The sequence below is a fragment of the Curtobacterium sp. ZW137 genome (assembly GCF_003762905.1).
Taxonomy (GTDB): domain Bacteria; phylum Actinomycetota; class Actinomycetes; order Actinomycetales; family Microbacteriaceae; genus Curtobacterium.
Genome location: NZ_RJKS01000002.1, coordinates 14,533 through 27,331, shown reverse-complemented (window position 1 = coordinate 27,331; position 12,799 = coordinate 14,533). Strand labels below are relative to the sequence as shown.

Genomic DNA, 12,799 nt, shown 5'->3' with positions numbered 1-12,799 from the left:
GCCCAGGATACCGCTCAGCGTGCGGCGTGCCGACTGTGCGGCTTCTCCGTGGAACGCTGCTCGGTGGAGCGCTGCGGCGGCTGCTGGCGGATCACCGGGATCCGGCCGGTCGTCAGCGGCTCGTTCTCGAGGCCGTCGCGACCGCCCGTGAAGACGTCCCCGCCGGCGCGTTCGTCCTCCCAGTCGGACTCGCGCAGGACCTGCAGCGTCCCCGTCTCGGTCGAGGAGAGCCCGTGCCGTTCGAGCTCGGCGTCGCGCTGGCTGCCGAGGAACTCGCGGTTCGCCGTCTGGGCGTCCTGGAACATCGTGGTGCGCCCGGTGACGATCGCGCGGATGCGGCGGCGTTCCCACCACATCTTGCCGAAGTACATCAGCACCAGGCCGGCGCCGGCGTAGCAGGCCATCGTGATCAGGCCGCGGGCAGGGCCGGGGCCGACGCCGTAGATCTGGTGCTTGATCATGTCGACCATGCTCGACCCGACGACGACGTTGTTGAGCCAGGCGAAGGGCTCCGGCATGAACCACTTCGGGTACGCGCCGCCGGAGGACGGCATCGACAGGAAGACGAAGCAGATCATCGCGGGCGCGGCGATGAACCGGCCGACGAAGTAGCTCAGGCCGTTCACGGCGAGGCCGATCGCGACGATCCAGCCCCACGCGATGAGGACCAGTTCGATCCAGTGCCCGTGGATCGCACCGACGACCGGGCCGGCGAGGGTGTTCGTGATGAGGGAGATGACCAGGCCGCCGACGACGATCACCGTCATGCGGGTGCGGTGCCGGAGCGGGCCGCCCATGATGCCGATGAACATCGCGACCATGTAGCCGCCGATGCACCAGGCGAGCATCACGTACATCGCCACGGTGCCGTACTCGTCGTACGAGGGCAGTGCCGCGAGCTCGGTGACCTTCGGCGTCGCGACGCCGATGCCGGTGAGCACCGCGGACAGGGTCGCCGGGACCAGGCTCGCGACCTGGAACTGGTGCGCGCTCGCCTTGAAGAACTCGTTCGTCGACGGGTCGTACGCGACCGCCATCGACCCGGCGAGCACGTCACGCTTGGCCGCGATCAGCGAGTCGTACGTGTGGAACACGAACTCCCCGGGGAGGGCCTTCTGCACCGCGGCGATGAACGTCGGGTCGCTGCCGACCAGGGCGATCGGGACGTCGTGCGGGTGCGGGGCGTGGAACGCGAAGACGTAGCAGAGGCAGAAGCCGACGATGAAGAAGAGCGGCATCCAGAGCTGCAGCCCGATGAGCTGCAGCGACGGGTGCAGGGTGCCGTACCAGCGGCGGTACGCGCTGATCTTCTGCGGTGCGGGGACCGGGGCCTGCCGGCGGGGCGTCGGACGGCTCGAGCCAGCGACCTTCGCGCCGCGACGGGGCTTCGTCCCGCGGGCCGACGGCCTGGTGCTGCGCTGCTTCGGCGCGGACTTCGGTGCCGACGACCCGGGACGTTCCGGGGTGTCGGTGTGCTTCGGGACGTCGTTCCGCGGCGTGCTCACTCGGCGCTGTGCTCCTGGTTCTCGTGTCGGGTCAGTCGAGGATACGCCGCACGACTGACCGCGGTCCGGGGGAGCGCACGCCCAGGCAGGCGCTGATCGGCGCTGCCCGGAGCCCGCTACGAGCGGCTGCGGGAGGCCTGCGCGGAGTCCATCGCGAGCTCCTCCGCGTCGAGGGTCACGAGCACGCGGCGCATCACCTCTTCGTCGAGGTTGCCGCGTTCACGCTCCTCGAGGACGATCTCGCGCCGCCGGTCGAGCAGCTCGCGCCGGATGTCCTGGATCTGCGAGCCGCGGAGCCGCACGGGGGCGTTCCGTTCCTCGGACTCCTCTTCCTCGGCGTCGCGCCGGAAGGTCTCGGCCTGGCGCTCGAGCCGGAGCTTCAGACGGTTGACGACGGTGTCGACCGCCTCTTGTCCGAACTGCTGCGCCCAGTCCGGGCGGCGCTTGTCGAGCAGCTCGATCGCCGCTTCGGTGGTGCGCTGGTTGAGACGCATCTCGCTCCGGATGTCCTCCTCGCCCTCGGCCGGGTCCTGCACCTTGAGGGCGCGGATGACGAACGGCAGCGTGAGGCCCTGCAGCAGCAGCGTGCCGACCGTGACGAAGAACGCGATCACGAAGATGGTGTCCTGCGCCGGGATCTTCGTCGGGCTCGCGACGACCGACACCGCGGCCGCGAGCGTCACCACGCCGCGCATCCCCGTCCACGAGATGACGGTGAGCTCGCGCCAGTTCAGCTTGGGTTCCGCCGAACCACGCATCCACCGCAGTGACCGGTGCCCGCGGGAGAGCTTGATCCGGAGCGGTCTGAGCCATCGGCCGTTGAAGCGGTTGCGCACGTAGGACTCGAACACGAACGCCGGCCGCACCAGGATCACCACCGCGAGGACCACGGCCGCTGCCGTGACGACCTGCCCGAGACTGCGCTCGCTCTCGACCAGGTCCTGCACCACGCTGTTGAGCTGCAGCCCGATGAGCGCGAAGACGAACCCCTCGAGGATGACGTCGATGCTCGTCCACAGCGGGCGTTCCTGCAGCCGGGTGGCGTAGCCCTCCTTCGGCGAGTTGTAGCCGATGTAGAGCCCGGCGGTGACGACCGCGATCACGCCGGAGCCGGAGAGGTCCTCGGCCAGCACGTAGGCGACGAACGGCAGCAGGATGCTCATGATCGTCTCGACCACGGGGTCGTTGATCCGCATCCGGATCCAGTGCACGAGGACGCCGAGCACGATGCCGACGACGAGCCCCACGCCGATCGCGAGCGCGAAGATCCCGAGGTCCTGCCAGATGGTCAACGAGGCACCGGCGATGATCAGGGTGAACACCCGGACCAGCGTCAGCGATGCGGCGTCGTTGATCAGGCTCTCCCCGGACAGCACCGTCATCACCCGGCGGGGGAGCCCGAGCTTCCGCCCGATGGCGGCAGCGGACACGGCGTCCGGCGGGGCGACGATCGCGCCGAGCAGGATCGCGGCCGGCCAGGTCATGTCCGGGATGAGGAAGTAGGCGGCGGCGCCGACCGCGAGCGCGGTGACGATCACGAGCAGGATGCCGAGGCGGCGGATCTGCTTGATGGAGGTCTGGAAGCTCTGCCACGAGACGTCGAGCGCCGCCGAGTAGAGCAGCGGCGGGAGGACCACCGTCAGGATGATCTCCGAGTCGATCTCGATGTGCGGCAGCCCCGGCAGGAAGGACGCCGCGAGCGCGACCGCGGTGACGAGCAGCGGTGCCGGGAGGCCCTTGGCCCGCGCGAACCCGGTCACCGCGAGCGATCCGATCAGCAGGATGAGGAGCTCCACGGTGTCCATGGGACCCATTCTCCCATCGGCATGCTTCCGAAACTGAACGAGTCTGCAGGGGGAGCCCGGGACGAGTTCTCGATCAGGTTTGCTCGGAAGCCCCCGGATGCGGAACACTGGCCCGCGGTGGACATCACACTCATAGTCGTCCTGGTCATCGCGTTGGCCCTCTTCTTCGACTTCACAAACGGTTTTCACGACACCGCCAACGCGATGGCGACACCGATCGCAACCGGGGCCATGAAGCCCAAGGTGGCGGTCACGGTCGCCGCGGTGCTCAACCTCGTCGGTGCGTTCCTCAGCACCGCCGTCGCGACGTCGATCTCGCACGGCCTGATCAACGAGGGGCCGGGTGGCGTCGCCATCAGCCCCGAGATGATCTTCGCCGGGCTGATCGGTGCGGTGGTCTGGAACATGATCACGTGGCTGCGCGGGCTGCCGTCGTCGTCCTCGCACGCGCTGTTCGGCGGGCTGATCGGCGCCGCGATCGTCGGTGCCGGGTTCGACTCGGTGAACTACCTCGCGCTGATGACCGTCGTCATCATCCCGGCGTTCCTGTCCCCGGTCATCGCGGCGTTCGTGTCGTTCCTGTCGACGCGCATCGCGTACCGGATCACGAAGCGCCCGGTGTTCCCGAACGAGCGCGGCGGCTTCCGCATCGGCCAGATCTTCACCTCGTCGATGGTGTCGCTCGCACACGGCACGAACGACGCGCAGAAGACGATGGGCGTCATCACGCTGACGCTCATCGCGTCCGGCGCGCAGAGCTCGAACAGCGGTGTGCAGCTCTGGGTCGTCGTCGCCTGTGCGCTCGCGATCGCCCTCGGCACGTACACCGGTGGCTGGCGCATCATCCGCACGCTCGGCTCGGGCATCACCGAGATCCGCGCGACGCAGGGCTTCGCCGCAGAAGCCTCCACCGCCGCCACGATCCTGGCGTCGAGCCACCTCGGCTTCGCGCTGTCGACCACGCAGGTGTCGTCCGGCTCGATCATCGGTGCCGGCCTCGGACGCCGCGGCTCGAAGATCCAGTGGTCCACCGCCGGCAAGATCGTCATCGCCTGGTTCATCACGCTGCCGGCCTCGGCCGCGGTCGGCGCGGTCGCGTCCGGACTCGCCCGCTTCGGCATCGTCGGCCTGGTCCTCGACGCCGTCATCGGTGCCGTCGTGATCCTCGGCCTCTACCTCTGGTCCCTCCGGAAGCCGCACGAGCAGGCCGCCGCGATCGAGATCGACGTCGCCGCGAACGCGGTGTACACCCGCAAGGAACTGCGCGACCTGCAGCGCAAGAAGCGCGCCGAGAACGTCGCAGCGCGTCGCGCCGAACTGAGCCGCGAGCGCACACTGCGGCGCATGGCCGCACGCAAGGGAGGCCGTCGCTGATGGGCATCGACTGGCTCGCATTCGTCACCGTGGCGCTCGTCGCCGTGGTCTCCTCGTGCTTCGTCGTCGCCGTGTACTCGGTCGGCCTCCGCTTCTGGAGCGCCGCCGACACCCGCGCCGGCAAGTTCACCGTGAAGGACGACGGCACGATCGGCCCGGCGACCGTCGGGTTCCCGAACCCGCAGGGCGCGACCGCCGCGGTCCGGGCGTTCCGCTCGCTCGCCGTCCTGTGCTTCGCGGTCTGCGGTGCGGTCGTCCTCTACGGCATCTACCTGATCGTCCCGCAGTTCCACTGACACGTCCCGTCGACGCCGGGCCGGTTCCGGACCGGACGGGAGGCTCGGGTCGGTGCTGACCCGTGCCTCCCGTCCGGCGCCACCCGCGTCGCGCACCGCGCGCTCCCGGACCGGCCAGACGGACTGGGCTAGCCTCGTCACGTGAACCACGACGAGGAGGCGCACGTGAGTGCTGGTACCCGCACCGAGACCGATTCCCTGGGCTCGAGGGAGGTGCCGGCGGACGCCTACTGGGGGATCAACACCCTCCGGGCGCTGGAGAACTTCCCGATCACGTCCGTCCCGATCGCGGTGTACCCGGACCTCATCGAGGCCCTCGTCACCGTGAAGCAGGCCGCCGCCCGTGCGAACAAGGCCATCGGCGTGCTCGACGAGGAGCGCGCCGACGCCATCGACCGTGCCGCGCAGGAAGTCCGCGACGGTGCCCTCCGTGACCAGTTCGTGGTCGACGTCGTCCAGGGCGGCGCCGGCACCAGCACGAACATGAACACGAACGAGGTGCTCGCGAACCGGGCCCTCGAGCTGCTCGGGCGTGAGAAGGGCGACTACGCGTACCTGCACCCGATCGACCACGTGAACCGCAGCCAGTCGACGAACGACACGTACCCGACGAGCGTGAAGCTCGCGATGATCTTCGGTGTCCGGCGGCTCATCGACCAGCTCGAGCAGCTCTCCGAGGCCTTCGCCGAGCGCGGTGCCGCGTTCGCCGACGTGCTGAAGGTCGGGCGCACCCAGCTACAGGACGCCGTCCCGATGACCCTCGGGCAGGAGTTCACCGGCTTCTCGCACACCATCCAGGAAGACGCGGTGCTGCTCCGCCGCGTCACGCCGTTGCTCGCGGAGATGAACCTCGGCGCGACGGCGATCGGCACCGGCATCACCGCGGACCCGCTGTACCGCGACGAGGTCCGTCGGCAGCTGCAGGACGCCAGCGGCATCGACGTCGTCACCGCGCCGGACCTCATCGAGGCGACGAGCGACGCCGGCTCGTTCATGACCCTCTCCGGCACGGTGAAGCGCAGCGCCGCGAAGCTCTCGAAGATCTGCAATGACCTCCGGCTCCTCGCGTCCGGGCCGCAGGCCGGGTTCGGTGAGATCACGCTCCCGGCGCGACAGGCCGGGTCGTCGATCATGCCGGGCAAGGTGAACCCGGTGATCCCGGAGGTGGTGAACCAGATCGCGTTCGCGGTCGCCGGCGCGGACACCACCGTCACGATGGCGGCCGAGGCCGGGCAGCTCCAGCTGAACGCCTTCGAGCCGATCATCGCGCACTCGATCATGCAGTCGCTGCAGTGGATGACCAGGGGCTGCGCCACGCTCCGGGAGCACTGCATCACCGGCATCGAGGCGAACGAGGCCAAGCTCGCCGCGCAGGTCGACACGAACGTCGGTGTCGTCACCGCCCTGACGCCGTACATCGGTTACGCGGCCGCCGCCTCGATCGCGCACACGGCGCTGACGACCTCGACGCCGATCTCGACGCTCGTCACCGCCGCAGGACTGATGGACGAGGACCAGGTGCAGCGCGTGCTGAGCCCGGCGCGGCTGTCCGGCATCGAGCTCGCGACGGGCGCGATCCCGGTGATCACCGAGGAGATGCTGGACGCCGAGGCGAACCGCAAGCGCTGACCGCCGCAGCGCCCGAGCGCCGCACCTCCCCAGCGCGGCAGCGCCCGAGCGCCGCAACGCCCGAACGCCGACCGCTCAGGGGAGCGGCGGCTCGCCGACCCGCACCTGCGTGGCCACGTCGCGCAGGTGCTCCTCGCGCGGCGTGGGCGGTTCCTCCCGCGGGAGTTCCTGCGCCGCCGTCCGGACGGCGTGCGCGGCCGCGACGTCGGCGTCCCGCCACCGGGCGAGCGTGAAGTTGCGGGTCACGTCGCGGAGCGGCAACCGGATCGCCTCGTCCGCGTCGATCCCGGCGAGGAGCTGCCGCATCCGGATCACCTCGGAGTCGAGCTCGCCGCCGACGACGAGCACGAAGTTCGAGATGTAGAGGTAGACGAGCAGCAGGAGCGCGCCGCCGAGCCACCCGTACGCCTTGTTGCCGCCGCCGATCGTCTCCACGTACAGCGCGAAGCCGAACGTCGCGATCGCCCAGGTGCCGATGGCGAAGCCCGCGCCCGCGGAGACCCAGCGGAGCTGCGGGGCCTTCACGTTCGGCGTCGCGTAGTACAGCACCGCGACCATCACGACGAGGTCCACCGCCAGCACGGGCCACTTCGCGATGTTCCAGAGGTCGTCGATCCAGTTCGCCCAGCCGAGCTGGTAGACCACGGCCGCGGCGATCGTCGGGGTGCCGAGCAGGATGACGATCGCGATCGCACCGCCCGCCATGACGAGCAGCGTGACGAGGAGCATCATGCTGCGGAACTTCCAGATCCGGCGTCCCTCCTCGACCTCGTACGCGGTGTTCATCGCGCGGCCGAACGCGGTCGCGTAGCCGGAGAGCGACCAGAGGGTCAGCACCATCCCGATCGCGAACCCGAGGCCCGGGTTGTCGAGGGTCAGCAGCTGGCGGAGCGGCTGTTCCAGGTGCGCCGCGGTCTCCGGGCGGACGATGAACCCGAGGATCTCGATGATGTCCGACAGGCTGTCGCCCTGGCGGTCCACGATCGACAGGCCGGACACGACGGTCAGCGCGGTCGGGAACACGGTCAGCAGTGCGAAGAACGTCAGCGACGCGGCGGCGTCCACGACGCGGTGCCGGATCACCGAGTGGTAGGTACGACGCGCGACGGCGCGGACCCCGGTCCGCTGGAGGTCGCGCGTCCCACGTTCCGGCATGCACATGAATCTACCGGTCACCTGTCGTCTCCCGGCGCGCGGTGGGCCGGTTCGGTGCCGGGCGGGAGGCCGGGGTCGGGCTGGCACCGCGCCTCCCGTCCGGTCGTGGTCGCGACCACGGCGCGTGGTGCGCCCGTCAGTTCGCGTGCGGGTGCAGGGCGTCGTAGCGGCGGAAGGAGGGGACGAGTCGCAGGAGCAGCGCGACGAGGCCGATGATCGCGATGCCGCCGAGGATCGGCGGGAACGCGAACCCGACCGCGACGGCGAGACCGGCGTAGAGGTCGCCGAGGCGCGGGCCGCCCGTGACCACGACGATGAAGATCCCCTGCAACCGTCCGCGCATCCCGTCCGGGGACGCCGCCTGCAGGATCGTGTTGCGGAACACCGAGCTGACGTTGTCGGCGCCGCCCGCGAGCGCCAGGAACAGCGAAGCGAAGCCCAGTGCCGGCAGGATCGCGGTGCTGAACGACTCCCCGGCGCGACCGCCGAGCACGTGCGCGAGCGCGACGACCACGCCGAACGCGGCGATCGCGGCGCCGTAGGCGGTGATGGCCCAGCCGACGGCCTCGCCCTGGCGACGGACGTGGCCGAGCGGTCCGGAGAACACGCTCGAGAGGAGCGCCCCGATCGCGTACGCGGCGGTCAGCGTGCCGACGGTGATCGCCCCGCCGCCGATCACGAGCGCGCCGATCGCGGGGAAGAGCACGCGCGGCTGCCCGAACGTCATCGCGATGATGTCGAGCACGAAGGTCATCGTGATGTTCCGCGAGCGCCGGAGGAACCGGGCACCCTCGATCAGCGAGCTGAGCCCCGGCCGGAGCGCGTCGTGGTCGGCGGCCATCCGCGGCAGGGTGAACACCCCGGCGAACGCGAACGTGAAGAGCACCACGTCGATCGTGTAGGTCGGGGCGAACCCGACGCTCGCGATGAGGACACCGGCGATCGCGGGGCCGACGGTGACCTGGAACCCGGACGCGATCCCGCCGAGGGCGCTCGCCGCGGGCAGGAGGTCGGTGCCGACCAGGCGGGGGACGATCGCCGAGCGGGAGGCGTTGCTGACGGTCGCGGCCACGGCGTTGACCGTGGCGAGGACGTAGAGCAGTGCGACGCTGTGCAGCCCGAGCCAGGAGTGCGTGGCGATCAGGGCGACCGCGGCCCACGCCACGATGCTCGACACCAGTGCCACCGTCCGGCGGTCGAACGCGTCGGCGAGCATCCCGCCGTAGAGCCCGGCGACGATCATCGGCAGCAGCGCGATCACGCCGACGAGGGCCACGGCGAAGGTGGAGTGCGTGATCTCGTACACCTCGAGGCCGACCGCGACGGTGGTCATCTGCGTGCCGATGCCGGCGATCGCGGTGCCGGCCCAGAGCCGCGCGAACGCGGGGGAGCGGCGGAGCGGGGTGAGGTCGGCGAACAGACGGCGGCGTTGCTGCTGGGGGGATCGTGTCACGGTGGAACCATTCTGGGGCCTGTCCGCCGTCTCTGGTTGACTTGCGGCATGACTGACCTGAACAGCAAGCCCGAGTTCGACGCTCCCGAGGGCCCCGCGCCCACCGACCTCGTCATCACCGACATCGTCGAGGGTTCCGGCGACGAAGCGAGCGCCGGTTCGACCGTGAAGGTGCACTACGCCGGTGTCGAGTACGAGACCGGTGAGGAGTTCGACAGCTCCTGGAACCGTGGCGAGCCGATCGACTTCCCGCTCGCGGCGCTCGTCCGCGGCTGGCAGGAGGGCATCCCCGGCATGAAGGTCGGCGGGCGCCGCAAGCTCGTCGTCCCGCCGGAGCTCGCCTACGGCCCGGCCGGCGGCGGCCACTTCCTCTCCGGCAAGACCCTGATCTTCGTGATCGACCTGCTGGGCGTGCGCTGATGCCGACCGGCGAACCGAGCGTCCCGACCGCTCCGACCGTCGAGCTGAACGACGGGCACCAGATGCCCGTCCTCGGTCTCGGCACCTACTCGCTCGACGGCGACGAGGGCGCTGCGGCGATCGGCACCGCGATCGCGAGCGGCTACCGGCTGCTCGACACCGCGCTCAACTACGGCAACGAGGACGCGGTCGGCCGTGCCGTGCGCGACTCGGACGTGCCGCGCGAGGAGCTCTTCGTCACGTCGAAGCTCCCGGGTCGCCACCACGGCTGGGACGAGGCGCACCGGTCGATCGACGAGACCCTGGGGAACCTCGGCCTCGACTACGTCGACCTCTACCTGATCCACTGGCCGAACCCCTCGGTGGACAAGTTCGTGGACACCTGGAAGGCGTTCGTCGACCTCCGGGACAGCGGCAAGGTCCGCTCGATCGGCGTCTCGAACTTCACGCCGGCGCACCTCGACCGGATCATCGAGGCGACCGGGGTCGCCCCGGCCGTGAACCAGGTCGAACTGCACCCGTACTTCCCGCAGGGTGCGCTCCGTCAGGTGCACCAGGACCTCGGCATCGTCACGGAGAGTTGGAGCCCGCTCGCGAAGCGCTCGGAGCTCCTCACCGAGCAGCCGATCACCGCCGCGGCCGCCGCCCACGGGGTCACCCCGGGGCAGGTCGTGCTCCGCTGGCACACCCAGCTCGGTGCGATCCCGGTGCCGAAGTCCGGCGACGCGGACCGGCAGCGCGAGAACCTCGACGTGTTCGGGTTCACGCTGACCGAGGACGAGGTCGCGGCGATCTCCGGCCTCGAGCGCGGACGGCTGTGGGACGGCGACCCGGACACGCACGAAGAGATGTAGCGGCATCGCCCGGAGGGACAGGGGACTACACTGGATACCCCTGTCCCGAAGGGTGGCGTGTGTCCGAACCGACCGAGATCGACCGTGAGCGTGCGTACGTCGACGGGCTCTTCGCCCGACTCGACGAACTGACAGCCGAGGCCGAGCAGCGTCTCGCCGAGACCCGTCGTCAGGCGGTCGGCGGGAACCACCAGAGCCGCAGTGAGCGCGACGCGTTCGCGAAGCTCTACGAGGACACGATCCAGACGCTGGAGCGTGTCGGGGACCGTCTGGTCTTCGGCCGGCTCGAGGTCGCCGACCCGCCCACCGGTGAGGACGCCTTCCGCTACATCGGCCGCGTCGGCCTGCGGGACGCCGAGCACCGCCCGCTCCTGCTGGACTGGCGCGTCCCCGGTGCGAGCGCCTTCTACCAGGCGACCGCGGCGCACCCGATGGGGATGCGCGCCCGTCGCCACCTCTCGCTCGAGGGCCGTAGCGTCGTCGGTGTCGAGGACGAGGTCTTCGACGCGACCCTCTACGACGACGAGCGCACCCACCTGCAGGGCGAGGGCGCACTGCTCGCCGCCGTCACCGCGGAGCGCACCGGTCGGATGACCGACATCGTCGCGACGATCCAGGGCGAACAGGACCGCATCATCCGCTCCCCGCTCGAGGGTGTGCTCATCGTGCAGGGCGGTCCCGGCACCGGCAAGACCGCCGTGGCGCTGCACCGCGCCGCGTACCTGCTCTACTCCTACCGCGAGCGCCTCCGGGGCTCCGGCGTGCTCGTCGTCGGTCCGTCGCCGGCGTTCCTCACCTACATCGAGCAGGTCCTGCCGTCCCTCGGCGAGACCGGCGTCGTGATGGCGTCCCTCGGATCGCTGTACCCGGGGATCGACACCGCGAGGCACGACCGCCGGGACGTCGCCGCGGTGAAGGGCTCGGCGGAGATGGCCGACCTGCTGCGCCGTGCGGTCCGCTCACGCCAGGTCGTGCCGACCGAGTCCGTCACGCTCGACGTCGAGGGTGAGCGGCTCGTCGTCCCGCCGCAGCTCGTCGCCGACGCGATGCACCGTGCGCAGGACCGTGGGAAGCCGCACAACGCCGCCCGCGTCTCGTTCAACAAGTCCGCGCTCGACGCGATGACGAAGCTCCTCGCCGAGCAGCTGCGCCAGCGTGGCACGACGGTGGACGACGCCGACATCAAGGTCCTCCGCGAGGACATCCGGTCCTCGTACGACGCCCGCGTGCTGCTGAACACCGCGTGGCTCCCGCTGCCCGCGGAGAAGCTCATCGAGGACCTCTACGCCCGCCCGAACTGGCTGGCGTCGCTCACCCCGAACTGGTCTCCGGAGCGCCGGGCGCTGCTCACCCGTGAGCGTGGTGCGGGCTTCACCGTCGAGGACGTCCCGCTCCTCGACGAGGCCGCCGAACTCCTCGGCACCTTCGACCCGACGGGCGGCGCGGCGAAGCGGCAGGCGAAGGCCAGCCGGAACCGCGACATCGAGAACGCCCGCCAGGCCATCGAGAACATGGGTGTCGAGGGGATCGTCTCCGCCGAGCAGGTCGCCGGGGCCTTCGCCGAGGGCGGGGACCCGCGCACCACGGCCGAGCGTGCCGCCGAGGACCGCGAGTGGACGTACGGCCACATCGTCGTCGACGAGGCGCAGGAGCTCTCGCCGATGCAGTGGCGTGTGCTCGCCCGCCGCAACCCGCTCCGCTCGTTCACGATCGTCGGGGACATGGCGCAGGGCTCGTCGCCCGGCGCCGCCCGCACGTGGGACGACGTCATCGGGGCGCTCGCACGCCGCCGTCGTGGCCGTGCGCCCCAGGTCCCGCTCGACCACCGCGTCGAGGAACTCACCGTCAACTACCGCACGCCGCGCTCCATCGTCGAGGCCGCCGGCGAGTTCGCCGCGGCCGCGGGGCTCACGGTGACGGCGAACCAGGCGGTCCGTGACGGCGACCCCGTCGTGCGCCTCCGGGTGCCACGTGCCGGCGTGCTCGACGCCATCGCGGCGACCGTCGTGCGCGAGCGCGAGCACATCGGTGCGGGGACCACGGGCGTGATCGTCCCGGACGCGCAGGTCGAGGCGGTCCGGCAGCGACTGGCGGGCGCCGACGTGGACGTCCGGTCGCTCGGGTCGCCTCGTCCCGGTTCGGTGACGGTGCTGACGGGGGCCGACGCGAAGGGCCTGGAGTTCGACGGCGTCCTGCTCGTCGACCCCGACGGCGTCGGTGCCGACGCAGCCCGTGCCGCCGCGGCGGTCTACGTCGCGATGACGCGCCCCACCCGTCGCCTGACGGTCATCGACGTCACCTGACGGGC

General features: G+C 70.7%; 10 protein-coding genes. 6 read left to right on the top strand and 4 right to left on the bottom strand.

Annotated elements, in window-relative coordinates; genetic code table 11:
* Window positions 1-14 precede the first annotated feature (14 nt).
* Together EDF55_RS05300 and EDF55_RS05295 are read right to left on the bottom strand one after the other, a co-directional pair.
* Window positions 15-1,505 carry an ABC transporter permease gene (locus tag EDF55_RS05300; protein WP_123653922.1) on the bottom strand — a complete coding sequence of 497 codons (1,491 nt, stop codon included), beginning with the start codon at window positions 1,503-1,505 and terminating at the stop codon, window positions 15-17.
* Between the two features lie 116 nt (window positions 1,506-1,621).
* Window positions 1,622-3,310 (bottom strand): sodium:proton antiporter, encoded by a 1,689-nt coding sequence (locus EDF55_RS05295; protein WP_123653921.1) that lies wholly within the window; start codon window positions 3,308-3,310, stop codon window positions 1,622-1,624.
* A gap of 117 nt (window positions 3,311-3,427) precedes the next feature.
* Here EDF55_RS05295 and EDF55_RS05290 point away from each other — a divergent pair, with 117 nt between their 5' ends.
* The 3 genes from EDF55_RS05290 (at window position 3,428) to EDF55_RS05280 (ending at window position 6,609) form a co-directional block, all read left to right on the top strand.
* Window positions 3,428-4,684: an inorganic phosphate transporter gene (locus EDF55_RS05290; protein ID WP_123653920.1), complete on the top strand. Its 1,257-nt coding sequence runs from the start codon at window positions 3,428-3,430 to the stop codon at window positions 4,682-4,684.
* The gene (locus EDF55_RS05285; RefSeq protein ID WP_123653919.1) at window positions 4,684-4,980 is read left to right on the top strand and encodes a hypothetical protein; all 297 of its coding nucleotides are present in this window, start codon (window positions 4,684-4,686) and stop codon (window positions 4,978-4,980) included. Before EDF55_RS05290 ends, EDF55_RS05285 begins: the two co-directional genes overlap by 1 nt.
* Window positions 4,981-5,121: 141 nt before the next feature.
* Window positions 5,122-6,609 carry an aspartate ammonia-lyase gene (locus tag EDF55_RS05280; RefSeq protein ID WP_123653918.1) on the top strand — a complete coding sequence of 496 codons (1,488 nt, stop codon included), beginning with the start codon at window positions 5,122-5,124 and terminating at the stop codon, window positions 6,607-6,609.
* Window positions 6,610-6,684: 75 nt separating this feature from the next.
* Here EDF55_RS05280 and EDF55_RS05275 read toward each other — a convergent pair whose 3' ends face one another.
* Window positions 6,685-7,764, bottom strand: coding sequence for a YihY/virulence factor BrkB family protein (locus EDF55_RS05275; RefSeq protein ID WP_185017164.1), 1,080 nt, complete (start codon window positions 7,762-7,764; stop codon window positions 6,685-6,687).
* Between the two features lie 136 nt (window positions 7,765-7,900).
* Window positions 7,901-9,217, bottom strand: coding sequence for an MFS transporter (locus EDF55_RS05270; RefSeq protein WP_123653916.1), 1,317 nt, complete (start codon window positions 9,215-9,217; stop codon window positions 7,901-7,903).
* Between the two features lie 48 nt (window positions 9,218-9,265).
* Here EDF55_RS05270 and EDF55_RS05265 point away from each other — a divergent pair, with 48 nt between their 5' ends.
* Genes EDF55_RS05265 through EDF55_RS05255 form a run of 3 tightly spaced genes read left to right on the top strand, consistent with a single transcriptional unit; the run spans window position 9,266 to window position 12,794 of the window.
* On the top strand, window positions 9,266-9,637 hold the full coding sequence (locus EDF55_RS05265) for an FKBP-type peptidyl-prolyl cis-trans isomerase (RefSeq protein ID WP_123653915.1): 372 nt from the start codon (window positions 9,266-9,268) through the stop codon (window positions 9,635-9,637).
* On the top strand, window positions 9,637-10,491 hold the full coding sequence (locus EDF55_RS05260; RefSeq protein WP_123653914.1) for an aldo/keto reductase: 855 nt from the start codon (window positions 9,637-9,639) through the stop codon (window positions 10,489-10,491). Before EDF55_RS05265 ends, EDF55_RS05260 begins: the two co-directional genes overlap by 1 nt.
* Before the next feature lie 59 nt (window positions 10,492-10,550).
* Window positions 10,551-12,794 carry an ATP-binding domain-containing protein gene (locus EDF55_RS05255; RefSeq protein ID WP_123653913.1) on the top strand — a complete coding sequence of 748 codons (2,244 nt, stop codon included), beginning with the start codon at window positions 10,551-10,553 and terminating at the stop codon, window positions 12,792-12,794.
* Window positions 12,795-12,799 lie beyond the last annotated feature (5 nt).